Annotated in this window: 29 protein-coding genes; 4 read left to right on the forward strand and 25 right to left on the reverse strand. The window is 48.8% G+C overall.

Annotated elements, in window-relative coordinates:
• Position 1: 1 nt before the first annotated feature.
• On the reverse strand, positions 2 to 199 hold the full coding sequence (locus U719_RS16035) for a hypothetical protein (RefSeq protein ID WP_023469832.1): 198 nt from the start codon (positions 197 to 199) through the stop codon (positions 2 to 4).
• A gap of 192 nt (positions 200 to 391) precedes the next feature.
• Here U719_RS16035 and U719_RS16040 point away from each other — a divergent pair, with 192 nt between their 5' ends.
• Positions 392 to 1,012 (forward strand): DUF1524 domain-containing protein, encoded by a 621-nt coding sequence (locus U719_RS16040; protein ID WP_029343013.1) that lies wholly within the window; start codon positions 392 to 394, stop codon positions 1,010 to 1,012.
• Between the two features lie 15 nt (positions 1,013 to 1,027).
• A complete protein-coding gene (locus tag U719_RS16045) occupies positions 1,028 to 1,267 on the forward strand; it encodes a hypothetical protein (protein WP_023469834.1) in 240 nt (79 codons plus the stop codon).
• A 118-nt stretch (positions 1,268 to 1,385) separates the two neighbouring features.
• Here U719_RS16045 and U719_RS16050 read toward each other — a convergent pair whose 3' ends face one another.
• The gene (locus U719_RS16050; protein ID WP_041255236.1) at positions 1,386 to 1,622 is read right to left on the reverse strand and encodes a transposase; all 237 of its coding nucleotides are present in this window, start codon (positions 1,620 to 1,622) and stop codon (positions 1,386 to 1,388) included.
• 348 nt (positions 1,623 to 1,970) lie between these two features.
• On the reverse strand, positions 1,971 to 3,032 hold the full coding sequence (locus tag U719_RS16055) for a PD-(D/E)XK nuclease family protein (RefSeq protein WP_023469836.1): 1,062 nt from the start codon (positions 3,030 to 3,032) through the stop codon (positions 1,971 to 1,973).
• 179 nt (positions 3,033 to 3,211) lie between these two features.
• Between U719_RS16055 and U719_RS16710 the strand changes: the two genes are divergently transcribed.
• Positions 3,212 to 3,442: a hypothetical protein gene (locus U719_RS16710; protein ID WP_255343809.1), complete on the forward strand. Its 231-nt coding sequence runs from the start codon at positions 3,212 to 3,214 to the stop codon at positions 3,440 to 3,442.
• Between the two features lie 293 nt (positions 3,443 to 3,735).
• On the opposite strand, the gene rlmH is transcribed toward U719_RS16710, so the two are convergent.
• The 18 genes from rlmH to U719_RS16140 all read right to left on the reverse strand — a co-directional run bounded on the left by rlmH (position 3,736) and on the right by U719_RS16140 (position 20,812).
• Positions 3,736 to 4,215 (reverse strand): 23S rRNA (pseudouridine(1915)-N(3))-methyltransferase RlmH, encoded by a 480-nt coding sequence (gene rlmH / locus U719_RS16060; protein WP_023469837.1) that lies wholly within the window; start codon positions 4,213 to 4,215, stop codon positions 3,736 to 3,738.
• Positions 4,216 to 4,287: 72 nt separating this feature from the next.
• On the reverse strand, positions 4,288 to 4,449 hold the full coding sequence (locus U719_RS16715) for a CxxH/CxxC protein (RefSeq protein ID WP_023469838.1): 162 nt from the start codon (positions 4,447 to 4,449) through the stop codon (positions 4,288 to 4,290).
• A 144-nt stretch (positions 4,450 to 4,593) separates the two neighbouring features.
• Entirely contained in the window at positions 4,594 to 5,883 is a 1,290-nt protein-coding gene (locus tag U719_RS16065) for a S1C family serine protease (RefSeq protein ID WP_023469839.1), read from the reverse strand.
• Between the two features lie 106 nt (positions 5,884 to 5,989).
• Positions 5,990 to 6,781, reverse strand: a complete 792-nt coding sequence (locus tag U719_RS16070) for an MBL fold metallo-hydrolase (RefSeq protein WP_023469840.1) — start codon at positions 6,779 to 6,781, stop codon at positions 5,990 to 5,992.
• Between the two features lie 10 nt (positions 6,782 to 6,791).
• Positions 6,792 to 7,628 carry a two-component system regulatory protein YycI gene (locus U719_RS16075; RefSeq protein ID WP_023469841.1) on the reverse strand — a complete coding sequence of 279 codons (837 nt, stop codon included), beginning with the start codon at positions 7,626 to 7,628 and terminating at the stop codon, positions 6,792 to 6,794.
• Positions 7,629 to 7,634: 6 nt separating this feature from the next.
• Positions 7,635 to 8,951, reverse strand: a complete 1,317-nt coding sequence (gene yycH / locus U719_RS16080) for a two-component system activity regulator YycH (RefSeq protein ID WP_023469842.1) — start codon at positions 8,949 to 8,951, stop codon at positions 7,635 to 7,637.
• A complete protein-coding gene (walK, locus tag U719_RS16085) occupies positions 8,948 to 10,798 on the reverse strand; it encodes a cell wall metabolism sensor histidine kinase WalK (RefSeq protein ID WP_023469843.1) in 1,851 nt (616 codons plus the stop codon). The genes yycH and walK overlap by 4 nt, the downstream gene beginning before the upstream one ends.
• 2 nt (positions 10,799 to 10,800) lie before the next feature.
• Positions 10,801 to 11,508, reverse strand: coding sequence for a response regulator YycF (gene yycF, locus U719_RS16090; RefSeq protein WP_023469844.1), 708 nt, complete (start codon positions 11,506 to 11,508; stop codon positions 10,801 to 10,803).
• A 225-nt stretch (positions 11,509 to 11,733) separates the two neighbouring features.
• Positions 11,734 to 13,026 carry an adenylosuccinate synthase gene (locus U719_RS16095; protein WP_023469845.1) on the reverse strand — a complete coding sequence of 431 codons (1,293 nt, stop codon included), beginning with the start codon at positions 13,024 to 13,026 and terminating at the stop codon, positions 11,734 to 11,736.
• 210 nt (positions 13,027 to 13,236) lie between these two features.
• Positions 13,237 to 14,589 (reverse strand): replicative DNA helicase, encoded by a 1,353-nt coding sequence (dnaB, locus tag U719_RS16100; protein ID WP_023469846.1) that lies wholly within the window; start codon positions 14,587 to 14,589, stop codon positions 13,237 to 13,239.
• Between the two features lie 19 nt (positions 14,590 to 14,608).
• Positions 14,609 to 15,052 carry a 50S ribosomal protein L9 gene (gene rplI, locus U719_RS16105; protein WP_023469847.1) on the reverse strand — a complete coding sequence of 148 codons (444 nt, stop codon included), beginning with the start codon at positions 15,050 to 15,052 and terminating at the stop codon, positions 14,609 to 14,611.
• Entirely contained in the window at positions 15,049 to 17,034 is a 1,986-nt protein-coding gene (locus tag U719_RS16110) for a DHH family phosphoesterase (RefSeq protein ID WP_023469848.1), read from the reverse strand. The genes rplI and U719_RS16110 overlap by 4 nt, the downstream gene beginning before the upstream one ends.
• 134 nt (positions 17,035 to 17,168) lie before the next feature.
• A complete protein-coding gene (rpsR, locus tag U719_RS16115) occupies positions 17,169 to 17,399 on the reverse strand; it encodes a 30S ribosomal protein S18 (RefSeq protein WP_023469849.1) in 231 nt (76 codons plus the stop codon).
• Positions 17,400 to 17,443: 44 nt separating this feature from the next.
• Complete coding sequence (gene ssb / locus U719_RS16120) at positions 17,444 to 17,962, reverse strand: single-stranded DNA-binding protein (protein WP_023469850.1); 519 nt, start codon at positions 17,960 to 17,962, stop codon at positions 17,444 to 17,446.
• 23 nt (positions 17,963 to 17,985) lie between these two features.
• Entirely contained in the window at positions 17,986 to 18,273 is a 288-nt protein-coding gene (gene rpsF, locus U719_RS16125; RefSeq protein ID WP_023469851.1) for a 30S ribosomal protein S6, read from the reverse strand.
• A 120-nt stretch (positions 18,274 to 18,393) separates the two neighbouring features.
• A complete protein-coding gene (ychF, locus tag U719_RS16130; protein WP_023469852.1) occupies positions 18,394 to 19,494 on the reverse strand; it encodes a redox-regulated ATPase YchF in 1,101 nt (366 codons plus the stop codon).
• 228 nt (positions 19,495 to 19,722) lie between these two features.
• Entirely contained in the window at positions 19,723 to 19,911 is a 189-nt protein-coding gene (locus U719_RS16135; protein ID WP_023469853.1) for a DUF951 domain-containing protein, read from the reverse strand.
• The gene (locus U719_RS16140; protein ID WP_023469854.1) at positions 19,883 to 20,812 is read right to left on the reverse strand and encodes a mechanosensitive ion channel family protein; all 930 of its coding nucleotides are present in this window, start codon (positions 20,810 to 20,812) and stop codon (positions 19,883 to 19,885) included. Before U719_RS16140 ends, U719_RS16135 begins: the two co-directional genes overlap by 29 nt.
• A 182-nt stretch (positions 20,813 to 20,994) precedes the next feature.
• On the opposite strand from U719_RS16140, the gene yyaC reads away from it, so the two are divergent.
• Complete coding sequence (gene yyaC / locus U719_RS16145) at positions 20,995 to 21,612, forward strand: spore protease YyaC (protein ID WP_034786343.1); 618 nt, start codon at positions 20,995 to 20,997, stop codon at positions 21,610 to 21,612.
• Between the two features lie 37 nt (positions 21,613 to 21,649).
• Here the strand turns inward: yyaC and U719_RS16150 are convergent, their stop codons facing one another.
• Genes U719_RS16150 through mnmG form a run of 4 tightly spaced genes read right to left on the reverse strand, consistent with a single transcriptional unit; the run spans position 21,650 to position 25,955 of the window.
• Positions 21,650 to 22,414 (reverse strand): ParB/RepB/Spo0J family partition protein, encoded by a 765-nt coding sequence (locus tag U719_RS16150; RefSeq protein WP_023469856.1) that lies wholly within the window; start codon positions 22,412 to 22,414, stop codon positions 21,650 to 21,652.
• A gap of 38 nt (positions 22,415 to 22,452) precedes the next feature.
• Complete coding sequence (gene noc, locus U719_RS16155) at positions 22,453 to 23,295, reverse strand: nucleoid occlusion protein (protein WP_023469857.1); 843 nt, start codon at positions 23,293 to 23,295, stop codon at positions 22,453 to 22,455.
• Between the two features lie 48 nt (positions 23,296 to 23,343).
• Positions 23,344 to 24,060 carry a 16S rRNA (guanine(527)-N(7))-methyltransferase RsmG gene (gene rsmG, locus U719_RS16160; protein WP_023469858.1) on the reverse strand — a complete coding sequence of 239 codons (717 nt, stop codon included), beginning with the start codon at positions 24,058 to 24,060 and terminating at the stop codon, positions 23,344 to 23,346.
• Positions 24,061 to 24,065: 5 nt separating this feature from the next.
• On the reverse strand, positions 24,066 to 25,955 hold the full coding sequence (mnmG, locus tag U719_RS16165) for a tRNA uridine-5-carboxymethylaminomethyl(34) synthesis enzyme MnmG (protein ID WP_023469859.1): 1,890 nt from the start codon (positions 25,953 to 25,955) through the stop codon (positions 24,066 to 24,068).
• Positions 25,956 to 25,962 lie beyond the last annotated feature (7 nt).

Here is a 25,962-nt window from a genome sequence, read left to right on the forward strand (position 1 = left end):
ATCAATGCGCACGGAACGAATACGCGCGTGTGACAGGATTAACGATCTCATATTCATATTCCTGGTGGGCAGCGCGAGCTTGCGCGATGCAATTATCTAGTTCTTTTGTGTTGAAATAACGTTGCGCTTCCGTCAACGTGCCACTTACGACTAAAAATACGCCGAACACGATCAACCATCCTCTGATTCGTTCGTTCATGATGTAGTCCCCTTTCTTCTCCACCTAAATCCTAACATCAGACCCTTTTATATAATGACAAAAATTTTATTTTAATAACATTTACACGATATTTATTTTCTCCTAAATAAGTGATGCCATACTAAAAATTGTGAAGGGTGTCTTCACATCATCTCGTCTCATACATAGGAGGAATGACACGTGTTCAAAGCCATCAAGTCCATCGTCATCACTACGCTCGTCTGCCTGACCGCTTTCCAATTCGATACGACGTCTGTTTCCGCATTACCGTCGGGTATCTCGTCGAAAGCGACGGCCCAGTCTCAACTCGATGCCTTAACGGTTAAAACAGAAGGCAGCATGACCGGTTATTCGCGTGATTTGTTCCCGCACTGGAGCAGTCAAGGAGGCGGCTGTGATACACGACAAGTCGTCTTAAAACGTGACGCTGATTCATATGTCGGATCGTGCCCCGTTACATCTGGTTCTTGGTATAGTTACTATGACGGACTGACATTCACGAATCCGTCTGACCTCGACATCGATCACGTCGTACCGCTTGCGGAAGCATGGCGCTCAGGAGCAAGCAGCTGGACGACGACAACACGTCAAGCGTTCGCAAACGATTTGACAGGTCCACAATTGATTGCTGTCTCTGCAAGCTCGAACCGTTCAAAAGGGGATCAGGATCCGTCGACATGGAAGCCGACACGGGCAGGTGCGAGCTGTGCCTACTCGAAGATGTGGATCAATACGAAGAGCCGCTGGAACCTCAGCTTACAGTCGAGTGAAAAAACAGCCTTACAAACGATGTTGAACACATGTACATACTAAAAAGGAGTCGATTCGATGGAAACGAAAACCTCTACCTTTACCGCCACACATGGTGTCATGACGCAAGAAGTTGGTGTCATCAGCGGTGAACTCGAACTCCGGACGACCTGTCAGGAGGACGGAACGTTGGAACTGAAGATTGCTTACGTCGGAGCGATAGACGTCTATACGTTACCCGGAAGTTATCGTGTCCACGATGTCCGGGATCATGACGTCATCCATCAGATGCTCGTCAATGTACTAGAGCGAACATAATGAAAAACAGACACCGTCCAAGTTAATGGACGGTGTCTGTTTTGTTCTCAACTATTTTAAATGAGATTGTTATTATTTGGTTCATCACCATAACGCTTGGTCGTTAATTTAACGATCCTCAAGGCGCTGCATCCAGAAAGACAGAAGTGACTGCTTTCGCCATCCCGGGTGCAAAATCACTGACGATAGAACGAACACCTCCCAGTACATCTTGGAGCACAGCCGTAATCGCCGATGCGTCCCGGTCCGAGACGATGTATAGAAGACGTCCAGTCTTGGCATCAAGAATGATTCTCGCATGGTGTCCTTTTCTCGTGGCGAACTCATCGACAAGGATGTGTGTCACCTGTCCCACTGTATCGACTTAAGCGTACTGATAAAACAACCGTTCCATAGTCGTATAAGGGAGTTCATATTCACGTGCTACATCTGAAATCGTCTAACCATGGCAACGTGGCAGCAATGAGAACGCCGATGATCTTCTGCATGAATTCTTCCTAAAAGAAACAAACTTCGGGATAGTTGACTTAGCAGAACTAGATCACGTACTCTCTCGAATCAACAATCGTCCACAAAAATGTCTCAATTGGAAAACAGCATATGAGGTCTTTTCTGAAGAAGTGTTGCGCTTAATTTGACAAACCATCCCAATAAAAAAGTAGATGGTTTTGAAATCCATCTACTCACTTAGCATCACTTCATCTTACTCGACCACAATCCAATTCAATTGTGACAAACTTTGCTTGAGTTCATTCAATTTTTTCAATCTTTGAATGAAAAATATCTCAATCTCATCTATGTGGTCTTGTGTACTTAAGAAATGCGTCAAAGATTGGTCAGCGTACAACATAAACCAGTCATTTCGCTCTTCTGGCGCTTCATAGATCCATCCTTCATTCACTTCTGCGAATTGTTCGAATGCATCCATCAAAATTGATCTGTGTTTACTGTTCGGGTGAACCTCTATATAGACAGACACTTCTGGATAATCAGCTTGTTCAAAACTAAATCCGCAGCCGATAAATTTCCAATCACTTTGATCATTTTGAATGACGTATCTATTATAATCACGAAGTTCAATCGCACGATTCCCCCATGGTTTCGGCTTTCCAAATAAATTCGTAAACATGTGCATCGTCTTTTCGTTGAGACATTGATCTAACATCGAAATGGTTCTTCCTAAGTTTTGAATCGCATATACATCTTGAGGTAGGAATGTTCTTGATTTATTCAATTCAATATCCTCCATATATTTGAGCACTTGTTTGTAGTACAAATCCTGTTTGTTATTTTCCTGCAGCATCATGTAAAGTTGAAACCATTGCAATTGAAAGAACTTGGTTGAGAATGTAGCAACTTGTTTGGGATCAAAATATTGAGTGATATAAAACAGGTATGTCGAAAATCCTTCTTCTTCACTTTGCTCAAGATGTTCTCGATAACGTTGCAATTGATGATGTCCTTCGCCGCTACCTAACTTATTCTCGATAAATACAATGTGTGGAGTTTCCCTTTCACTAAACGTGATGACGAGATCGGGTCGACTGTCGGTATCATGTGTGTGTAGTTTATTATACGTTTTTTGTGTATATGCCTTCACATGACTAATTTCATACAAATCCACATTTGCAAACCGTTTAAAAAAATTCGTCAATAAATCCGGTTGTTCGAAAATCGGAGCAATGATTTCGGTCAAATAATCTTCGTAGGGATTAGATTCAGATTGACGTAACAGGTTATAGATTTTCGAATACGATGACAACATCAGCTTCGCTCCCTTCGCAGAGTTTTAGCATTTTACCAACATATATTAAAACATTTTTCAAAAATCTTTACCGTTAGTCCTTTAGAATACGGATACATTATATATTTCAAAAATACATATTCATTTAATCCATTTTATTCTATGGTAATCCAGAAAGGAGAATAACGTCGGACTATTCCATTAGTCAAGCTACCAAAACGAATAATTCATCCATTTCTCAATTACGCTATTATGATAATCAAGGACTCTTGCCTTTTCTAAAGCGTATCCCAAAAGGAAATCGTATCTTTGATGAAGATGCTATGATTAAACAACACGAAACCAATGTTATCCGTAAAATGCGTGAAACAGAAGAGTGCTTAAAAAATCCAAGTAAAATCACCCGGCTAGAAAAAGAATTAGATAAGTAAGTATGTTGTCCCCCCTAAGCTACATTGCTTAGGGGGGACAGTTTATATGTGTTCAACAAAACTAGCTTGTCACATTTAATCTATTAATCTTACTTAAATTAGGGCAAGCTCATTGTATTTGATTTAAGTGATATGGTCCATTTCTATACTCACTTCATTTTTCCTTACATCTTCATTTGAATAGGAGATAGAATTCAATCCAATTAATTCAATACCATTCTTTCTTTAAATAAAATTTAATAAATCTGTCGAATAGTGATCATAATGATTCTTCCTGACTTTTGTTTAGAAATTTACTTATGATACGGCTCATTCCGATTAATCCGGTACGCCCGATAAATCTGTTCACAGAGGATCATCTTCATCAACTGATGCGGGAATGTCATCTTCGAAAACGAGATTGTATCGTTCGCCCGCTGCATCACTTCTGGTGCAAGACCAAGTGATCCACCGATGACGAAGGCAATCTTGCTCTTGCCGTATGTCGCGAGTTGATCGAGTTCTTTTGCGAACTGTTCACTCGTCCGTTGTTTTCCTTCGATAGCAAGTGCAAGGACATGAACGTCCGGTCCGATCTTCGCTAAAATCCGTTCGCCCTCTTTTTTCTTCACTTGCGCCATCTCCGCTTCACTCAATTGCTCCGGTGCCTTTTCGTCCGCGACCTCGATTTCTTGGATCGAACAGTAGGCGCCGAGACGCTTCGTATATTCGGCGATACCTTGCTTCAAATACTTCTCTTTTAGCTTTCCGACCGTAATGATGGTAATTTGCATCTTATTTCTCGCTTTCTGACAGAAAATTCAGGAGTTATCCACAGAGTTATCCACAAATCCACATGTTGATATTTATTTTTTGCTTGACACAAGATATGTTGCCGGTGCGTCACAGTATTCACAGGTGATGTTTTTTTCTGGATTTAGCTGATCGAGAATCGGGTATTGTTCTGTTTCATCCACGATTTCGTCGAGTGCGAGCTCGACATGTTCTAAACAGACGTACTTATCCACAGGTGGTCTCCTCCTTTCACTTATCCACATTTATCCGCTTCCAGTATAACAAATATCGACCTTCCTGACCGGAAAAGCCGCAGGTTTCCTCACTCAAAAAACCATCCACAGGTCGGACCTGTGGATGGTTTTTCAAGTGATGCCTTACTGAACGGTTGGCGACTGAGCCGACAACTTTACATCTGCTGTCTGTTTTTCACCGCCCCGGTAGAACGTAACTTTGACTGTTTCACCGACTTTTGCATCCCGGTAGAGGACACTTTTTAGGTCCGCGAACGATGCGATCGCTTTTCCGTTGATCTCGACGATGACATCGTTTGCCTTCATACCCGCTTTTTCGGCTCCACTGTTACGTGTTAGACCAACGACGACGATTCCTTTCGTGACATCATTCGGTAATTTCAGACGATCTTCGCGATATCCGCTTGGGAATTCCTGCACGTCACGAATCTGAATCCCGAGCTGTGGACGAACGACTTCGCCGTTTTGCTCGAGATCACGCATGATTGGTAACGCTTCGTTGATTGGAATCGCAAATCCGACGCCTTCAACACTTGCTTCTGCAATCTTCATCGAGTTAATCCCGATCAATTGACCAGCTGTGTTGATGAGCGCTCCACCGGAGTTCCCCGGGTTGATCGCTGCATCGGTTTGAATGACTTCTGTATTAAAGTCTTGCTGTCCATCCTTATTCGTATCGACTGGAACCGTCCGTTCCTGTGCACTGATGACACCGCGCGTGACTGAGTTCGCAAAGATCCCGAGCGGGTTCCCAATCGCAAGCACCGTTTCACCGGCACGTAACGTATCCGAATCCCCCAGTTTTGCGACTTGTGTCACTTTCGATGAATCAATCGAGAGGACCGCTAAATCGTACGTCGGATCTTCTCCGAGGACTTTTGCCTCGAGTGCTGTTCCGTCGGATAACGTCACAGACAAGCGGCTCGCGCCTTCAACGACGTGGTAGTTCGTAACGACGTAGGCTTTATTACCGTCTTTTTTATAGATGACGCCGGACCCTGCACCCGTTTCCTGATCGGTTCCTTGGAACGAGCTCTGAAGGTTCGTCACGCTCACGACGGCTTCCTTCGTCTTACCGACCGCACCGACGATGTCGGCTTCATCCTCTGTCGTCTGTGTCGCAGTCTGTTCCGCTGTCGTCGACGAAACCGGAGTCGGACTCGTCATCTCATCGCGGACGAACGGCCACGCGACGAGGGCAATCAACAAGGCTCCGACGATTCCGCCGATCAGACCGACGAAAAAGGCTTTTCCGGCACCACGACGGCGCGGTGGTTCTGGTTGTTCTTCATATGGTTCACGATAAGGGCTGACCGGTTCGCTCGTTGCCGGTTGACGGGGCGGGAAGCCGCTCTCATCGGATGACTGTTCGTATCGTTCGGATTCGTTCCGTGGTTCTTCGGGTCGATCCATCGACATACGCCTCCTTTATGACTCTCTTTACACAAGTATACCCCCATCACGTGGCAAGTGAGCCAAATGTGGGGGTCTTTTGAGCATATTCAGTAATTTCCCATAATCAAAGCTTCAGGAGCGGTGTCGGAATGACCGGATCCGTGTCGAGAAGCTGAATCTTACTCAGATCGACGTCACGGCTCGCGAGCGTCTGGGAGACACTCATCCGGGCGAGTTCCTTCATGTTGTTGTCCTTGCTCAAGTGGGCCATGTGGATGCGTTTCGTCCGGTCATCGAGGACCTCGCTCATCGCGATTGCGGCGTCCTCGTTCGAGACGTGTCCGTAATCGCCAAGGATCCGTCGTTTGACGCTCCACGGGTAATGTCCCATCTGGAGCATGCCGATATCATGGTTCGCTTCAAAGATATAGGCATCGGCGCCCCGAATGACACCTTTCATCCGGTCCGAGACGTATCCGGTATCGGTGATGTGCGCCAACCGTTTTCCTTCGTGCGCGAACTGGAAGAACATCGGATCCGCTGCATCATGACTGACATTGAACGATTCGACTTCGATGTCACCGAACTGCTTGACCTCTCCGACTTCCCAGAGGAACTTCAGCGCCGGATCGATCTTACCGATCTTCGCTTCCATCGCTGCCCATGTCTTTTCATTCGCATAGAGCGGGATATTGTACTTCCGTGCCATGATGCCGACGCCTTTGATATGGTCGGAGTGTTCATGGGTGACGAACAGACCATCGATGCCATGCGGCGACCGGTCGATCTGGTCGAACAAGGCGAGCATCGCCTTGCCGGTCAGTCCCGCGTCGACGAGCAAGCGGGTCTGTTCACTTTCGATATAGAGGGCGTTCCCCGTCGAGCCACTGGCCATGACGCTGTAGTGTAGGCTCATCGTGCATTCCTCATTTCTCTGAGACTGTATCCAATCGTTCGACGGTCTGGACGCCGCCGTCAATCGCATTGACGAAGTAGACTTCTTCATTGTCGAGCTCGATTTGCCACGTCGGCGGCAGGATTTGGACCGATTCCGTGCCTTCCGTGACGAGACAGAAATAACCGAGCTTGTGACTCGTCAACCGCTTCGATGCCGGGAACAAGCCTTGCTCCGACAACTGGACGATTGCTTCACTTGCCGATAACAACGTCACGTCCTGTGCTTGCCGGACGACCTTGTTCAAGTGACGTTGTTTGTAGCTGACGATTTCCTTCGCATCGTTGAGCTGCAAGACGAGCAGGGACGGTCCGATCATCGCATCGTCCTCACGCGACTGCTGTGGTGTCGAATAGAGCGGCTGTCCCTTATACGTCTGAACGAATGTCATCTCCTGATACTTACTATCATACTTCCAAAATGTATATTCGGCACCATATCGAACGGACGCTTGAACGAACGATGAAGCAGAATCTCGCATCGTCTTCGCATCGAGTCGATACGGTTTCGTCAACCGGACCGACCACTCGACATCGTTCTTGACGGAGGCGACCGCATCACGAATCGGTGAACTCGCGAGTGGCGCTAGCGTCCGCGCATCGACTTCGGCTGTTAAATAGCCGATGTCTCGCGTGACCGGTTGCAGCTTTTTCTCATCGATTTGACGATCCTTCAAGATCGATTTACCGGTCGCACTCGTCGCGACGATCCGCGGCTCGACCATCCGGTCCATCAATTGAATGGCAAGGTAGACGTTCAGGATCAAAAAGGTCAGCATCAATAAGGTCTTCGCTTTACTCCAGTCCATTCATCCTCACCCCTCATTCCCGACAGCTTGATTGATCGATTGCCAGACACCGTCGATTTTGATGAACCACGTCGGCTCAAAGACGGCATAGCGGCTCGTTGAAATCTTATACGTCATCTCATATCCAATCCGGATTCCACTGATCTCTTTTAAGAGATCAGCACGGCTCAGACGTTCGAGAACCGTTTCAACGGCTGGCACCGTCTCTTCCCGAAGGATGAGCTTCCGCTTCGCTCGGAGCATGCTACGGCTGAGCGACCGGACTTGATTTTCCTCATACATGATCTTCAGTGTCGCGAGATCGAACTTCGTCTGTTCGAGTAGCGGACCACTCTCCCCAAATACCGGATACCGGTTCAAGTACAACCGGAACGTCGCCGTCTGTTCCTCACTCTTTTTACTCATCTGATCGAAGTAATACCGGAAGCCACTGCGTTGGGTATCTTGATCGAGCCAGCCCCCATGAATGTTGACATAGCTGACGAGCGTGCTGTAATCGACCGTCGAGCTTTGGGTGTTCGGCGATAACGTATTGAAGCGATAGACATTGTAGTTTCGGTCATACGTCGAAACGCTGACGCCGTCCGTCAAGACGTCGAGATCATCCCGACTCTTGATTTGCTGGACGTTCGAGTTCTCGGCAAAAAAGGCACTCCGGATGCGGTCGAGTGGTTTCGGCGATTGCCCAACCTCGTCATAGACGAAGACTTGCTCTAGTCGCGTCGTACCACTCGCGACATACGTATAATCGCCGCCTTTGAGTTCGACGCGTGTCATCGGTTTTTTCTTATCATGCGCGAACAGTCGCTTCAGAACCGTCTCATCGCCGACGAGCTTGAAGTCCTTCAGGCGACCGGTCGCCGACTCAAGACGGAGGATTGGTCCATCATAATCGAGTAAATAAAGCCGTTTGATTGGTTCCGAGAAGGCGATTTGTTTTTCGCCGAGTAACTCTTCAAGAATCGTCGCACTGATCGGTGTCGGGAAAATCATCTCGACACTCCGGTCACCGACCGGGATGTTATTCGCTTTATCCGTCAAGACGAGGACACCGATGTTAAACGACGCACCGATGCGGTTAAGGAAGGTCCGACCGATGATTTGTGTCTGATAGATCCCTTCCTGGTCCGAATAGACGAGTAGTTCCGGGTTGATCAGTTGGTTGCTTTCAATCGTCTTTGAGGCATCGATCTCGTTGAACGAGACCTGTTCCCGCTCGATTGATTCACTGCTTGGATGATAGGTCCAGAGCATCGCTGTCTGAGCGATCGAACCGGCGACAAGCAGGACGAGTAACAGCGAACTCCAGTGTTGTTTCTTCATCCGGCATCCACCTCTTCGATCACCTCATACGGAAGCGTAAAGTAAATCGTCGTGCCGCGTCCCCATTCACTTTCTGCCCAGATGTCGCCACCATGTGCCGAAACGACGTCTTTTGCAATCGACAGACCAAGACCGGTGCCGCCAATTTTACGGGCACGGGCTTTATCGACACGATAGAAGCGTTCGAAGATTTTTTGGAGATTCGCTTTCGGGATTCCGACACCTTCATCCTTGATGCTGATGACGATCCGTTTTGCCCGGAGCATCGTCCGGACGGTGATCGTTCCGCCTTCCGGTGAGTACTTGATTGCGTTCGTCAGGATGTTGTCTGCGACTTGGATCAATTTATCCTGATCCCCACGGATATAGACTTTCCGCTTCATGATCTTACGACGGAAACGAATCCGTTCCGGCTTCGTCATGTCATGGCGATCGAGAATCTCATTCAGGAACTGAATGTAATCGAAGCGGACCTTGTTCATTTTGTATTCCTTACTGTCCATCTTCGACAGCTGTAAAAGATCGGTGACGAGGCGGATCATCCGCTCCGTCTCGTTTTGTGTCGTCTCAAGGAAACGCGGTGCGAGTTCCTCGTCCTGATACGCTCCTTCTGCCAAGGCTTCGAGATAGCTGCGCATCGTCGTCAGCGGTGTCCGGAGCTCGTGACTGACGTTCGCGACGAATTCGCGACGATCCTGTTCGACTTGCTCCTGTTCCGTGACGTCATGCAGGACGACGATCATCCCGGTAATCGGACCACTGTGTTTCTTGACGGGCGAGAAGAATGCCCGGACGAGGAACAGTTCATCCTCACTGCTGAAATCAAGCAGACGCGGTGGCATCGTACCGTCTTCCGGAATCATGAAATCGTCACCAAGTGCCAGTAAGTCCTTCAAGTTCGTGCCGACGACGCTCGCATCGTCCGCACCGACGATATCCTTCGCTTGATCGTTCATCAAGATGACGCGCAGCGTCCGGTCCGTCGCGATGACGCCATTGGTCATATTCTCAAGGACACTCGTCAACTTCCGCCGTTCAGCTTCCGTCGTCGCGTTCGCTTCGAGCAACTCATCTGTTAATTCGTTGAACGAACGGGCAAGCTGACCGATCTCATCGTCCGAATAGACCTTAACCTTCCGCGAGAAGTTCCCGCGTCGCATCTCGATCGCTTGACGCCGCATATCGGAAATCGGGCGTGTGATCGTCCGCGACAGCAAGACACCAAGAATCGACGTGATGACGAGGGCGATGACCGTTCCGGTCGCAAGAATCCGCGTGACCTGTTGCATCTGCGAATAGATCGACTCCATCGAGGCGCGGACATAAATCATCCCGGTCGTGACGCCGTCTCGTTCCGAGGTAACCGGTACGGCAAAGATCCGGATCTTATCCTCTGATTCCGGATCAAGCACGGTGTCCGTCCGGGTCGAGCTCGTTGCCTGTGCTTTTTTAATCAATGAATTCGTCGCTCGTTGTCCGACCGCCGACTGGTTCTCGTTATCCGATGTCGCCTGGATGATCGAGTCCTGGTCGATGATCTGGACTTCGAGGATGTCGTTCCTTGAGGTGGAGCCATTACTAAACTCAGACAGCAGTTGCCCTAGTGATTGGGACAACTGCCGCTTGGAGGCGTCATCATCGCCTGTTTTATCGAATTCCTTCCCGACGTTATAGGCGACAAGACCTGCCCGGTCCTCGACCGACTTCGAGAAGTTCGTAATGTACTGCTTTTCAAGGGAACGAACGAAATAGACGCCAATGACCTGCATCGCCACTAAGATCAATAAGGCATAGATGACGACGAGTTTCCATTGGATGGATTTAAAGAAGTTCGTTCCTTTTAACATCGTTATTCATTCTCCCCGTCTTGGAGATAGTAGCCGACACCACGACGCGTCATGATATAGACCGGCGTACTTGGGTTGTCTTCGACTTTCTCACGGAGACGACGTACTGTCACGTCGACTGTCCGGACGTCACCGAAGTAGTCATAGCCCCAGACCGTCTGTAACAAATGCTCACGTGTCATGACTTGACCGATGTTTTTCGCAAGATAGTGCAACAATTCGAACTCACGCTGCGTCAGCTCGATTTTTTGATCCTTACGTGTCACCGTATGCGAATTCGTATCGATATACAGTTCTCCGACTTTAAGTGGACCTGGTCCAACCGGTTGTGGTGTAGCTTCCGGACTCGTGTTGCGTAAGTGGACTTTCACGCGGGCAAGTAACTCGCGCGAGCTAAATGGCTTCGTCACGTAATCGTTCGCGCCAAGCTCAAGACCAAGTACCGTATCGATCTCGGAATCCTTCGCTGTCAACATGATGATCGGAATCTTCGACGTCTTTCGGACTTCTCGGCAGACTTCCATCCCGTCCATTAACGGGAGCATGATGTCGAGTAACATCAAATCCGGTTTGAACTCCTCGAATTTCTCTAATGCCTCCACGCCGTCATTTGCGATCGCGACCTGGTAGCCTTCTTTTTCTAATTTAAACTTGAGTATATCTGCAATCGGTAACTCGTCATCGACGACTAGAATTTTGCGTTCCGTCACTGGGTGTGCCCCCTTAAAAATTTCTATTCAATCTATTTTACCTGTTTTTTCGGCATATAGAAAGGTGGCGACGGAAACTCCCGGCGCCACTCTCTCTGCTGTTCGTCGTCTCACGGGAGAGGTTCCACGTGAAACACTGTATTCAGTATACCTGTTTTTGCTTCCGTTTGTGAACCATTTCGCACAAAAAACAGCCTCTTGCGGGAGACAAGAGGCTGTTGAGACTTATGCTTCTTCGTAGAGATCACGCAAGACGACTGTCTGTTCACGACCCGGTCCGACCGAGAACGTGACGAGCGAGATACCTGTGAGATCCGCAATCCGCTTGACGTAGTTCTGTGCGTTCAACGGTAGATCTTCAAAGCGACGGACACCTGTGATGTCCTCTTTCCAGCCTGGAAGTTCTTCGTAAACTGGAACACATGCTTCAAGATCACGGAAGCTTGCTGGGTACTCATCAATCTGTTTACCGTTGAATTCGTACGATGTACAAATCTTCAACGTGTCGAGTCCTGTCAAAACGTCGATCGAGTTGAGCGCAAGATCCGTCAACCCACTTGTACGGCGCGAGTGGCGAACGACGACAGAGTCGAACCAACCAACACGACGCGGACGTCCTGTCGTCGTCCCGTATTCACGACCGACTTCACGGATTTGGTGACCGATGTCATCGAACAATTCCGTTGGGAACGGACCATCACCGACTCGTGACGTGTACGCTTTACAGACACCAACGACGTGATCGATCCGAGCTGGACCAACACCGACACCCGATGCGACACCACCAGCTGATGCGTTCGACGATGTAACGAACGGGTACGTTCCGTGGTCAAGGTCGAGTAAGACACCTTGTGCGCCTTCGAACAACACTTTTTCGCCATGATCGAGGCTATCGTTGACGACGACGGATGTATCGCAGACGTATTTCGCGAACTCTTGTCCATAGGCATAGTACTCTTCGAAGATATCGTCGAACGCGATTGGTTCAGCGTCATACATCTTCGTGAACATCCGGTTCTTTTGGTCGAGAACGATCTTCAACTTCTCAGCGAACGTTTCTTTGTCGAGTAAGTCTGCCATCCGGATTCCGATTCGTGCGGCTTTATCCATGTAGCACGGTCCGATTCCTTTTAGCGTCGTTCCGACTTTTGCGTCGCCCTTCGCTTCTTCTTCTAACTGATCCTGCAACTGATGATACGGCAAGATGACATGCGCCCGATTCGAAATTAACAAGTTATCCGTTGAGACACCACGATCGTGCAGATACTTCAATTCCTTGACGAGTGATTTCGGGTTGACGACGAGACCGTTCCCGATGACACATTTCTTATCCGAGTAAAAAATACCTGATGGGATCAAGTGCAATTTGTACGTCTCGTTATTGAATACGATCGTATGTCCTGCATTGTCTCCACCTTGATAACGTGCTACGACGTCGGCTTGTTTCGAAAGAAAATCGGTGATTTTCCCTTTTCCTTCGTCGCCCCACTGTGTTCCGACTACTACTACTGATGACATCTTATCATCCACCTCCACGTACGATTCAAAACCACGACTAAGTGTAACGCGATAAAAAAAAGAAGTCAACCAAATACCGAACAATTAATTGTTACAATTCTCTTTCGTTCGTTTAATTATCGTTTTTGATGAATAAACTGAGAATCTTTAGGTGAAAATAAAAAAAGCTACGTTTTGTCTCCGATGATCGAAGACAAAGCGTAGCTTGGATTAAGCTGGTGGCGCATACGAGTTACTTGGCTCGAGATCCACGAACTTGTTGAATTCTTTTCGGAAGGCGAGTTTGACCGTTCCGGTTGGACCATTCCGCTGTTTTGCGATGATGATCTCAATCGTATTCGCATCTTCCGTTTCTTTATTGTAGTAATCGTCACGATACAAGAAGGCGACGATATCGGCATCTTGCTCGATCGCTCCCGATTCCCGGATATCCGACATCATCGGTCGTTTATCTTGACGACTCTCAACTCCACGGGAGAGCTGCGATAAGGCGATGACGGGGACTTCGAGTTCACGCGCGAGTGATTTCAAGGAACGGGAGATTTCCGAGACCTCTTGTTGACGGTTGTCGCTGGAGCGACCATTCCCTTGAATCAGCTGCAAGTAGTCGATCATGATCATCCCAAGACCGTGCTCCTGCTTCAAACGACGGCACTTCGCCCGGATATCGTTAACCCGAATACCTGGTGTATCGTCGATGTAGATGCCGGCTTGAGACAGGTTACTCATCGCAAGCGATAACTTGCCCCAGTCCTCTTCTTCGAGTTGACCAGTCCGCAGACGCTGCGCATCGACGTTTCCTTCGGCACAGAGCATCCGCATGACGAGCTGTTCGGCACCCATCTCAAGACTAAAGATGGCAACGTTCTCGTCAGCGCGTGTCGCGACGTTTTGCGAGATGTTCAAGGCGAACGCCGTCTTCCCGACCGATGGACGTGCTGCGACGATGATTAGATCGTTACGCTGGAAGCCGGCCGTCATCTTATCGAGATCCTGGAAGCCAGTCGGAATCCCCGTCGTCTCGCCGCTTTGCTTATGCAATTTATCAATCGTTGCATACGCACTCGTCAAGACGTCCGAGATCGGGATGAAGCTCGCGCTCCCTTTTCCTTGTGATACTTCGAGAATCTTCCGTTCTGCCTCGTTCAGCAGGACATCGACCTCGTTTTGCCGCTCGTATCCATCAGTGACGATTTCACCCGCCGTCCGAATGAGACGCCGAAGCGTCGACTTCTGGTCAACGACGTTGACGTAGTAATTGATGTTGGCTGCGGTTGGTACACCTTCCGCTAGTTCCGCTAGATACGGTAGACCACCGATCTCATCTAGGATGCCAAGCGTACTCAGCTCGGCTGTGACCGTGACGAGGTCGATCGCTTCGCCTCGGTCGGACAGCACGAGCATCGCTTCGAAGATCCGTTGGTGAGAGGCACGGTAAAAGTCCTGCGGTAACAGACGTTCTGATGCACTGATCAAACGATCCGCATCAATCATGATCGCCCCTAGGACGGCTTGTTCTGCCTCGATACTTTGGGGAGGCATATTTTGCATGACTTCACTCATCACCGTTCCCCTTTTCTACTCACGCCTCTTTGACCTGAACGTTCAGCGTCGCTGTCACTTCGTTGTGTAGCTTCAATGGTACCTTCGTAAAGCCGAGTGCCTTGATTGGGTGCTCGAGCTCGATTTTACGTTTGTCGATTTTGTAGCCCATGCTCTTGAGTGCTTCCGCGATCTGTTTGCTTGTGACAGAACCGAAGACACGACCGCCTTCACCGGCTTTCGTCGAGACGACGATCGTCTCTTTTTCGATTTTCTCTTTTAACGCTTGTGCGTCAAGCAAGTTCTGTTTCGCTTCTTCTGCTGCTTTACGTTCATGTGCTTCATGTTGCTTCAAGTTGCCAGTCGTCGCAGGACGCGCCAACTTTTTCTTGAAGAGTACGTTATTTGCATAAGCATCGGCCACGTCTTTGACGTCTCCTGCTTTACCTTGTCCTTTTACATCTTGTAAGAAAATAACCTTCATTCTGATTCCTCTCCTTTTGTCTCATCTTCTAGATATTGATCGATCGCTTTACGCAACGCATCCGCGACCGTGACGACCGATTCTGACATCTGTGTCGCCGCGTTCGTCAAGTGACCACCGCCTCCGAGCGTCTCCATGATCAACTGGACGTTGACTTCTCCGAGTGAACGGGCACTGATCGCTGTCCGTCCGTCTTGAAGTTCCGCAATGACGAAGGCAGCACGAATGCCTTGGAGCGACAACAATTGATCGGCTGCTTGTGCGATCAAGACTTGATCGTGAATGACGCCAGGTTCCGCTGTCGCAATCGCCATCCCTTTCGTATAGACCTCGGACCGCTCGAGGATATGTGACTGCTCAACGTACGTCTCAAGATCCTGACTGAGGAACTCTTGCACGAGCACCGTGTCAGCACCTTGTGAACGCAAGTAAGATGCAGCATCGAACGTCCGCGAGCCGGTCCGAAGCGCAAAGCCTTTCGTATCGACGATGATGCCGGCGAGTAACGCCGTCGCCTCAAGCATCGATAGCTTCTGATTCGTCGGCTGGTACTCGATCAGCTCGGTGACGAGTTCTGACGTCGACGATGCGTAAGGCTCGAGATAAACGAGGACCGCATCTTCGATGAAGTCCTCCCCACGCCGGTGATGATCAATCACGACCATATGCTCGAATCGATCGAGTAACGTCGGCACGACGACGAGCGACGGTTTGTGTGTATCGACGACGACGAGTAACGTCTGATCGTCAATTAACTGATCGGCTTGAAATGCATTGACGAACCGTGTCTCGAGTTGTGGTACTTCAGCGATCTCGTCCATCATCCGACGAATCCCGCGACCGATTTCTTCTGGCGGTAAAACGATATGCGCTTCCTTATCGTTCATTTCCGCAAGCTTCAAAATGCCGATCGCTGATCCGAGTGCATCCATATCCGGATTCTTATGCCCCATGATCAGGACACGGCTTGATTCCTGCATTAAGTCACGAAGCGAGTTGGCAATGACACGTGCTCGGACACGTGTCCGTTTTTCTGTCGGATTCGTCTTGCCGCCATAAAAGCGGACTTTCCCGTCGCGTTTGATGACGACTTGGTCGCCTCCCCGTCCTAGCGCGAGATCGAGACTCGATTGAGCCATCAGACCAAGCGCCGGAATCGGATCACTACCGCAACCAATTCCGATCGACAGCGTCAACTGGACACCACGCTGACTCGTCTCTTCGCGCACGATATCAAGAATCGTGAACTTCGATCGTTCAAGAATCCGAAGATTCTCTTCTGTCGTGACGATGAAGTATCGATCAGATGCGGTTCGTTTGATATACGTTCCGTGTTCGGCTGCCCAGTGATTCAACAGTTGCGTAACTCGGCTGTTCAACTCACTGCGCAACTGATCTTCGATACCTTGTGTCATCTCATCGTAGTTATCGAGATAGATAACGCCGATGACTGTCTGATTATCGACGAGTTGTTGTTCGACTTGTGCTTCTTCTGTCATATCGAACAGATAGAACGTCCGATTCTCATGATTTGAAAAGACGCGATATACAGCATCACCGATTTCAAGCGTCGCTTGGTCCTCGTTCGTCGCGACCATCTCGATGAATAAGGGATCGAGCTCATTGAGCGTCTGTCCCATCGCTACATCATCAAAGATCTCCCGCATCGGATCATTGAACCAGGTGACGAGGGTTTCCTCATCGTATAACAAAATCCCGATTGGCATGTTCGTCAACGCATCTTGTCCCGTCTCCTCGACTTGCATCGAGATTCCGGCGACGTACGCCTCCCATGCCCTGCGTGCACGGCGTTCTTCGAATAGGTGCAATCCGAAGAGGAGGGCAGTCACGACGGCTCCGATAGCGGAGATGATCGGTTCACGTACAGCGACGACGAGAAGCAGACCGACGATTAATAGATACGGAATGAAGCGAACGATGCGTCGTTCTCGTTCCGGTGATACTTGTTGACCTGACTCCATCGTGTCCTCCTTATATGCTCTATAGGGTTCATTTAAATTTTTAGTAACTTGTTTATTATAACCGAAAAGCAGGAGGGGATGAAAGGGAAGCGAAAAAAAGCACCATCCTCACGCATGAGGATGGTGCTACGAAATCAGTCAGCCACGTATGGGATTAAAGCCATTTGACGTGCGCGTTTGATTGCGATTGTAAGTGGACGTTGGTATTTCGCTGAAGTACCAGTCACACGACGTGGAAGAATCTTACCGCGTTCCGAAATGAAACGTTTGAGAAGTTCTACGTCTTTATAATCGATATGAGTGATGTGGTTCGACGTGAAGTAACATACTTTACGACGACGTTTTCCACCTGGACGACGTGCCATGTGATTAACCTCCTTTTTAACTTGGATTTTTCAGGACGATTTCCTTAGAACGGGAGATCGTCGTCTGAAAGGTCGATCGAACTACCGCCGCTGAACGGATCAGCGCCGAAGCCCGAATTCGATGAAGCGGGTGCTGGCGAGGAAGAGTTGTTCTGCTGTTGCTGTGAACCCCATCCTGCAGCATTCCCGTTTCCACCAGTAGATGAAGCGTAGCCTTCGCTACCATCCGAAGAACGGCTCGCGTTACGTGACTCAAGGAAGCGGACGCTATCAGCGACGACTTCCGCACGATAACGGCGTTGCCCTTCTTTATCGTCGTAGCTGCTAATCTGGAGGCGACCCTCTACACCAGCAAGACTACCCTTCTTCAAATACTGAGCAACGTTCTCTGCTTGCTTGCGCCAAACGACGCAATCGATGAAATCAGCTTCTCGCTTCCCATCTTGCCCTGTGAAAGGACGGTCACATGCGAGTGTGAATCGCGTTACCGCAATCCCGCTCTGCGTATAACGCATTTCCGGGTCACGAGTTAACCGACCGACTAAAACGACGCGGTTAATCATCAGAATCACTCTCCTGTTTCAGCTTATTTCTCGTCTTTTGTGATCATTAAGCGAACGATATCGTCACTGATCTTCATGAGACGGTCAAGTTCTTTTGTAGCTGCTGGTTCAGCAGAAACGTTAAGAAGAACGTAGAACCCTTCACGCATATCATTGATTTCGTAAGCGAAACGACGTTTACCCATTTCAGTTGTTTTATCAACTGTACCACCGTTATCAGTGAGGACTTTGTTGAAACGCTCCACTGTTGCTTTGCGTGCTTCCTCATCAAGTTCCGGACGGATGATGTAAAGTACTTCGTATTTACGCATATCTGTCACCTCCTCTTGGACTGGCGGCTCGAATGTTCGAGCAAGGAGCAATAATTCATTACTCACATTCGTTAATACTACCAAAGTATTTTGCTTTATGCAATAACGATTCGATTTCGATTAGACGTTGAAGCGGAATGTGACGACATCGCCGTCTTGGAAGACATATTCCTTACCTTCTGAACGGTAACGTCCTTGTTCCTTGACTGTAGCCATGTTGCCTGCTGCTGCTAAATCTTCGTACGAAACGACTTCTGCACGGATGAATCCACGTTCGAAGTCCGAGTGGATGACACCCGCACATTGCGGAGCTTTCATCCCTTTTTTGAACGTCCAAGCGCGTACTTCTTTTTCACCTGCTGTGAAGTATGTCGCAAGACCAAGCGTGCTGTATGCTGCATGGATCAATTGATCAAGACCTGATTCTTCGATTCCGAGATCGACGAGGAACTCTTGACGTTCTTCTGGCTCAAGCTCTGCAATCTCTTCTTCAATCCGAGCACAGATGACGATGACTTCAGAACCTTCTTTTTCTGCGAATTCGCGTACGAGACGGACGTTTTCGTTATTGTCCGCGTCTGCGACTTCATCTTCGCCAACGTTTGCAACGTAAAGCATCGGTTTCATCGTCAACAATTGGAAGTGTTTGACGAGAGCTGCTTGATCTTCGTTCAATTCAGCGAGACGTGCTGGTTTCTCGTCTTCGAGTAATGCTTGCACGATTTCAAGTGCTTCGAGTTCAGCCGCTGCGTTTTTATCGCGTGACTTGACTTGTTTTTGGACACGCTGAATCCGTTTTTCGACTTGCTCGAGGTCTGCGAGGATCAATTCGAGGTTGATCGTCTCGATGTCATCGATCGGTGAGACTTTTCCGGCCACGTGTGTGATGTTTTCATCGACGAAACAACGCACGACCTGACAGATCGCATCTACCTCACGAATGTTCGCGAGGAATTTATTTCCGAGACCTTCCCCTTTAGACGCGCCTTTTACGATACCTGCAATATCCGTGAATTCGAATGCTGTCGGGATCGTCTTTTTCGGGTTGACGAGTTCCGTCAATTTCCGAAGACGTGCATCTGGTACTTCAACGACACCGACGTTCGGGTCGATCGTTGCGAACGGGTAGTTCGCTGCCTCTACACCTGCTTGTGTGATGGCGTTAAAAAGTGTTGATTTTCCTACGTTTGGTAAGCCAACGATTCCTGCTGTTAATCCCACTTGGAATTCCTCCTTTTCGGTATTTCCTAGGAAATCCGTGCTAGCGGCCGCAGTGGGTAGAATGATTACACCACGTCAGCACATCTTTCACAATTATAGATAGTTCAATTTTTTTAAGCAAGGAGCTCGACCGTCTTTTTTACTCACGTCCTAACCGAACGCAACTGCTCCACTTAAGCAAGACAACAAAAAAGCGAATCTAATCACGAGGATCAGATCCGCTTTTCATTACTCTGGTAAGACTTTTTTCAATCGTTTATCAAAATCACGACGTGGCATCAAAATGCTTGCCCCGCAACCTTGACATTTGATTCGGATATCCATGCCGACCCGAATGATTTGCCATCGGTTCGTACCACATGGATGCTGCTTCTTCATCTCAACATAATCATGGAGTTGATACGTTTTTGGAATCATCCGTTTGTCCACCATTCTTTTGTTCTGGATTCATCATGACCATCCGTGGATACGGGATCTTGATGTTTTCTTCTTCTAGTCCTTGCTTCAATTCCTTCCGGATTAGACGACCGGCTTGGAAATGTTGCATCGGTGGTACTTCTGCCATCAAACGATAGACGACTTCAGAAGGACCAAGCGTCTGGACGCCAAGCATCTGAATCGGTTCGACGAACATATCGACATACTTCTTCGTTGTCCGGTCCGCGATCTCATGCAAGACTTGTTCGACCCGTTCGAGATCTTCGTCATAGGAGACTTGAACATCAACGAGCGCGAAACTGTTGTCGACCGAATAGTTCGTGACTTGCAAAATCTGACCGTTCGGGATGATGTGGATCTCCCCGTTGAGTCCTTTTAGTTTCGTCGTCCGGATTCCAAGTTCCGTTACGACTCCTTCGATCACACCGACGCGTACATAATCTCCGACTTTGAACTGGCGTTCGAAGATGATGAACGCTCCGGTAATGATATCTTGCACCAAGTTCTTCGCACCGAACGAAATCGCAAGACCGGCAATCCCCGCACTGGCGACAAGACCGGTGATGTTGATTCCGAACTGACTGAGTACCGTCAACAACATGACGATTCCGAGCACGTAACGAATCGCATTTTGGAGCAACTTCAGTAATGTCTCGTTCTGACGTTGCGCCAAGTAGTCCTGTTCATTGATTTTCCTAATCGTAAAGAGACGCGAGACTGCCCCAGTCAAAACGCGCGTTAACACATAGAACGCCGCGATGATGATGAGCGCAATCAGTAGTTTCATCCCAAAACGAATCCACATATCCGCATCCATTACTTGATTGATTAGTTTATCGACTTGGGCGACGGATTCTTGTACATCTTGATTGGTAGCCATTCTCTCATCCTTTCTTGTTCTCTCTATTACGACAGTATACGTGATTTTAATTGAGTTTCAACCAAAGAGCCGATTTTGACGTTAGATTTTTGGAAAAACCGGGAAAGGAAAATCATCTAAGAACCCTTCACTCTTGCCAATCCACCACGACACCGACACCAAGAGAAGAAAGGATGATTTCGATGAATTTCCGCTTTCATTCGCACGAGCCCAAGCCCTATTCTTTCTTTTTAGAATATACGGAACCGTTCGCGAAAGAACGCTTAGCCGAACAATTATTCGAACAAATCTCCGCAGTCCAGGAAAAACGACCAATCGTACTCGTTTGCATTGGTTCTGATCGTTCGACGGGCGACTCACTCGGTCCACTTGTCGGAACATTCCTTGAAAAACAAGCACCTGCTCATCTCCACGTTTACGGTACACTCGCTAAACCCGTCCATGCACTGAATCTCGCTGAAACGATTCACTCAATCCAAACGACCCATTACCGTCCGCTCGTCATCGCAATTGATGCGTGTCTTGGTCGACTTTCAAGCGTTGGGCACGTCTTCTTCTCGGAAGGTCCACTCGCACCCGGTGCCGGCGTTCAAAAAGAATTGCCTGCGGTCGGTGACTTCAACATTAAGGCTGTCGTTAACGTCAGTGGATTCATGGAGATGATGATTCTCCAAAATACACGGTTACATCTCGTTTATGAACTAGCAGAACTCGTCGCGAACAGTTTCCACATGCTCGATGCGAAACTATCCGCTGAATCGACACGGACGACGATTTCCTTCACGCCACGTTCGATGTAATGAAAAAGAAGCGAACCGTCACCGGAACGCTTCTTTTTCATTGATCCGATTCAGGTAATAACAAGTCGAGCAACCGATTGAGGTCGTCTTCATCTGCAAAATCAATCTCGAGTTTCCCTGCTTGTTTGCCTTGTTTGATTCGTACCGTCGCCCCGTATTTTTCGCGAAGCGACTCTTCGACGAATTGGACAGCGGTCGCTTGTTGCGGACGGACGGCTTCCTTTCGCTCCCGAAGTGCCTGCTCCAACCGACGGACGTTCCAGTTTTCCGCCATGACGCGTTCTGCCATCTGCTCGATCTTCTTTGGATGCTTCAGCGACAATAGGGCACGGGCATGTCCCATCGATAGCCGCTCATCCATGACGGCTTGTTGAACGAGTAGTGGCAATTGTAGTAACCGAAGACTGTTCGTGATGTGCGAACGACTTTTGCCAACACGCTGCGCAAGCTCTGCTTGCGTGATGCCGAATTCCTCGATCATCTCCGCATACGCCATCGCCTCTTCAATCGCGGATAAATCCGCCCGTTGGATGTTTTCGATCAAAGCGAGCTCCATCACGCGTGTCTCGTCTGCTTCGATCACGAGGACCGGTACACGTTCGAATCCTGCGCGACTCGCTGCTTGATACCGTCGTTCGCCGGCGATGATTTCATAATAGCCATCACGTGGTCGGACGACGATCGGTTGGATCATCCCGTGTCGAACGAGCGATTGGGCTAACTCTTCTAATGCTTTTTCATTGAATCGTTTCCGGGGTTGAGTCGGATTCGGGCGAATCGCCCGAACAGGTAATTCGTTCACTTGCCTTCTCTCCTAAACGTAGCGGAAGGCACGACCGCTTATTCCGGACGTGCCTTCACGATGCGAATCCGCACCTCTACATATTCTTCACAATCGACTTCTTCTTTTTCAATCGTCAATCCGGTTTGCTCGATCATATCGACGGAATCGCGAAGGGTATTTAACGCAATCCGTGTATCGCGAGCAAAGCTCTTATGACGTTTTTTCTTCGGTGGCTGTGGTGTCATCAATCGTTCCACCCGGCGCTCCGTCTCCTTGACGTTCCATTCCCGTTCCAGAATTTCAGCGAGTACCGTTACTTGTAGCGCTTCATCCTTGAGCGGTAATAACGCACGGGCATGACGCTCCGTGATCGTCCGTTGCTTCAACGCTTCCCGGACATCCGTTGGCAATCGAAGCAAACGCAATTTGTTAGCAATCGTCGATTGACTACGTCCGAGCTTACGAGCTAACACTTCTTGCGTGATGTCTTGTAACGCAAGCAAGCGCTCATAGGCTTCTGCTTCTTCGATTGGTGTCAAATCTTCGCGTTGCAGATTTTCAATCAATGCCAGTGAAGCAGTCGTCTCGTCCGTCATCTCTTTGACGATGGCAGGAATCGTTTCCCAGCCAAGCGAGCGCACTGCCCGGTATCGTCGTTCTCCCGCAATGATTTCGTATCCTGTTCCTTGTTTTCGAACGACGATCGGCTGGAGTAATCCATGCTCTTCGATCGTAACGGCTAGCTCTTCAATTCGGTCCCCATCAAACACTGTCCGTGGTTGGAACTGGTTCGCGACAAGTTCTGTCAATGGTAATTCCTGAACCGTCTCTTGTGGGTCAAGCTCGATCGTAGCAGGTTGCCCTCCCTTACCGAGCAGCTTGGCAATTGCATTTCTCACGTTGGCGCACCTCACCTTTATCAGTCATCGTTTCACGTGAAACGGTGTTTAGCTTAATGGATCTTTTGCAGGCGTACCCGCTTTACGCGGATATTTCCCGGGTGTTGTTCGTTTTTTATCTACAATAACGATATTACGCTCACTTTCCTCGCCTGGCAATTGGAACTGGAAACTTTCCCGTAAATTCCCACCGAGTACTTTTAAGGCAATCGCACCATCCTCGAGCTCTTCACTGACTTTCGCTGCCTTCAAGGCAACGAATTGACCCCCGACTTTCGCAAGCGGTAGGCAATATTCCGCGAGAACGGACATCCGGGCGACCGCACGTGCTGTCACGACATCAAACCGTTCGCGGAATTGTTTATTTTTACCGAACTCTTCGGCGCGTCCATGATGGAACGCGACACCTTCGAGTCCAAGTTCCGTCGCCAAATGATTGAGGAAGCCGATTCGTTTGTTCAGTGAATCGACGATCGTCACTTGGAGATGTGGGAACATGATCTTGATCGGCAGGCTTGGGAAACCAGCGCCCGCACCAACATCACAAACCGTCGTGACTGTCGTGAAATCAAAATAGAAGGCTGCTGTGATTGAATCATAGAAGTGCTTGAGGTAGACATCTTCTTCGTCCGTGATTGCCGTCAGATTCATCTTTTCATTCCACTCGACGAGCAGTTCATAATACCGTTTAAATTGATGCAATTGATGTTCTGAGACCTCAAGTCCCTGTGCTGCCAATGCTGTTACGAATTGCTGTTGGTTCATCTCGTTCACTCCGCAGTCAATGCGTATTGGCCTTGCTCGATATAGACAAGCAGAATCGAGATATCAGACGGGTTAACCCCTGAGATCCGAGATGCTTGTCCGATCGAGAGCGGACGCACTTGGTTTAGTTTTTGTTTCGCTTCGATCGCTAATCCACTGATCGCATCATAATCAAGGCGATCTGGAATCCGTTTTTGCTCCATCCGCATCATTTTTTCGACTTGATCGAGTTGTTTATCGATGTAGCCGGCATATTTGACTTGGATTTCGACTTGTTCTGCTGCTTCTGCAGATAATGGTGTTTCCGGTGGCGTCATTTGAGCAATCAACGCGTACGTGATTTCCGGACGTTTCAACAACGTGATCGCATGCAAAGCTTCTTTGAGTGGTGATGCACCAATCGCTTCTAGCTGTGCATTTACGTCTGGTGTCGCTTTAATGACGACTTTCTCAAGACGTTTCATCTCAAGACGAATTTGCTCTTGTTTGTCGAGTAACTTCGCTTGGCGTTCTTCTGAGATCAGACCAAGTTCGTGTCCGATTTCCGATAGACGAAGATCCGCATTATCATGACGGAGCAACAACCGATACTCGGCACGTGACGTCAAGAGGCGGTACGGTTCGTTCGTACCTTTCGTAACGAGATCATCGATCATGACACCGATATAGCCTTGTGAACGTGACAAGATAAGTGGTTCTTTGCCTTGGACTTGTAGTCCGGCATTGATCCCTGCCATGATCCCTTGTCCTGCCGCTTCCTCATAACCACTTGTTCCGTTGATTTGACCCGCTGTGAATAAACCAGGAACACGTTTTGTCTCGAGCGTTGGCCATAGTTGTGTTGGAACAACGGCATCGTACTCAATCGCATAACCAGGACGCATCATTTCTGAATTCTCAAGCCCAGGAATCGAGCGGAGAATATCGTGTTGAACGTCTTCCGGTAAACTTGTCGATAATCCTTGCACGTAGACTTCTTCCGTATCGCGACCTTCTGGCTCAAGGAAGATTTGGTGACGCGGTTTATCGTTGAACCGGACGACCTTATCTTCGATCGATGGGCAATAACGTGGACCTGTTCCTTTGATCATCCCAGAGAACATTGGTGAGCGGTGCAGGTTCGCATCGATCAACTGATGCGTATACTCCGTCGTATACGTCAACCAGCATGGGATCTGTTCCGTGATCATCTGAGTCGTTTCATGACTAAATGGAAGTGCTACTTCGTCGCCTGGTTGAATCTCCGTCTTCGAGTAATCGATCGTTTTCCCGTCGATTCGCGGTGGTGTACCTGTCTTGAAACGTGCGAGCTCAAATCCGAGTTCTTCAAGATGTTTCGATAGATTGATCGATGGCATCTGATTGTTCGGACCACTCTCGTACGACAATTCACCGATGATGATTTTTCCGCGCATGAACGTTCCTGTCGTGATGATGACCGCTTTCGCCCGGTACTCCGCCCCTGTATTCGTGACGACACCGACGCAACGTCCTTCGTCGTCAATCAATAACCGTTCGACGAGCGCTTGACGTAAAAGCAAATTCGGTTCATCCTCGAGCGCTTTTTTCATTCGGTTTTGGTATTCGAATTTATCCGCCTGTGCCCGTAGTGCTCGCACGGCAGGACCTTTTGATGTGTTTAACATTTTCATTTGAATATACGTTGCATCGATCGCGCGTGCCATTTCGCCACCGAGCGCATCGATTTCCCGGACGACGATTCCTTTTGCAGGACCACCGATCGACGGGTTGCAATACATGAATCCGACCATATCGGGATTCATTGTCAACATGACCGTTTTCGAGCCCATTCGTGCCGCAGCAAGAGAGGCTTCGATGCCGGCATGTCCGGCTCCGACGACGATGACGTCGAATTCACCTGCTTGATAAGCCATAGTACTG

The sequence above is a fragment of the Exiguobacterium sp. MH3 genome (genome assembly GCF_000496635.1).
Taxonomy (GTDB): domain Bacteria; phylum Bacillota; class Bacilli; order Exiguobacteriales; family Exiguobacteriaceae; genus Exiguobacterium_A; species Exiguobacterium_A indicum.

Excerpts from the sequence above, each read along its gene's own strand:
- mnmG (WP_023469859.1), bottom strand. The coding sequence starts at position 25,955 with ATGGCTTATCAAGCAGGTGAATTCGACGTCATCGTCGTCGGAGCCGGA.
- U719_RS16075 (WP_023469841.1), bottom strand. The coding sequence starts at position 7,628 with ATGGACTGGAGTAAAGCGAAGACCTTATTGATGCTGACCTTTTTGATC.
- rlmH (WP_023469837.1), bottom strand. The coding sequence starts at position 4,215 with ATGCAAATTACCATCATTACGGTCGGAAAGCTAAAAGAGAAGTATTTG.
- U719_RS16135 (WP_023469853.1), bottom strand. The coding sequence starts at position 19,911 with ATGATTCCAAAAACGTATCAACTCCATGATTATGTTGAGATGAAGAAG.
- U719_RS16045 (WP_023469834.1), top strand. The coding sequence starts at position 1,028 with ATGGAAACGAAAACCTCTACCTTTACCGCCACACATGGTGTCATGACG.
- U719_RS16140 (WP_023469854.1), bottom strand. The coding sequence starts at position 20,812 with ATGGCTACCAATCAAGATGTACAAGAATCCGTCGCCCAAGTCGATAAA.
- U719_RS16095 (WP_023469845.1), bottom strand. The coding sequence starts at position 13,026 with ATGTCATCAGTAGTAGTAGTCGGAACACAGTGGGGCGACGAAGGAAAA.
- yycH (WP_023469842.1), bottom strand. The coding sequence starts at position 8,951 with ATGAAGAAACAACACTGGAGTTCGCTGTTACTCGTCCTGCTTGTCGCC.
- U719_RS16110 (WP_023469848.1), bottom strand. The coding sequence starts at position 17,034 with ATGGAGTCAGGTCAACAAGTATCACCGGAACGAGAACGACGCATCGTT.
- yyaC (WP_034786343.1), top strand. The coding sequence starts at position 20,995 with ATGAATTTCCGCTTTCATTCGCACGAGCCCAAGCCCTATTCTTTCTTT.
- rsmG (WP_023469858.1), bottom strand. The coding sequence starts at position 24,060 with ATGAACCAACAGCAATTCGTAACAGCATTGGCAGCACAGGGACTTGAG.
- walK (WP_023469843.1), bottom strand. The coding sequence starts at position 10,798 with ATGTTAAAAGGAACGAACTTCTTTAAATCCATCCAATGGAAACTCGTC.
- dnaB (WP_023469846.1), bottom strand. The coding sequence starts at position 14,589 with ATGAGTGAAGTCATGCAAAATATGCCTCCCCAAAGTATCGAGGCAGAA.
- rplI (WP_023469847.1), bottom strand. The coding sequence starts at position 15,052 with ATGAAGGTTATTTTCTTACAAGATGTAAAAGGACAAGGTAAAGCAGGA.
- rpsR (WP_023469849.1), bottom strand. The coding sequence starts at position 17,399 with ATGGCACGTCGTCCAGGTGGAAAACGTCGTCGTAAAGTATGTTACTTC.
- ssb (WP_023469850.1), bottom strand. The coding sequence starts at position 17,962 with ATGATTAACCGCGTCGTTTTAGTCGGTCGGTTAACTCGTGACCCGGAA.
- rpsF (WP_023469851.1), bottom strand. The coding sequence starts at position 18,273 with ATGCGTAAATACGAAGTACTTTACATCATCCGTCCGGAACTTGATGAG.
- U719_RS16035 (WP_023469832.1), bottom strand. The coding sequence starts at position 199 with ATGAACGAACGAATCAGAGGATGGTTGATCGTGTTCGGCGTATTTTTA.
- U719_RS16065 (WP_023469839.1), bottom strand. The coding sequence starts at position 5,883 with ATGGATCGACCCGAAGAACCACGGAACGAATCCGAACGATACGAACAG.
- U719_RS16070 (WP_023469840.1), bottom strand. The coding sequence starts at position 6,781 with ATGAGCCTACACTACAGCGTCATGGCCAGTGGCTCGACGGGGAACGCC.
- U719_RS16055 (WP_023469836.1), bottom strand. The coding sequence starts at position 3,032 with ATGTTGTCATCGTATTCGAAAATCTATAACCTGTTACGTCAATCTGAA.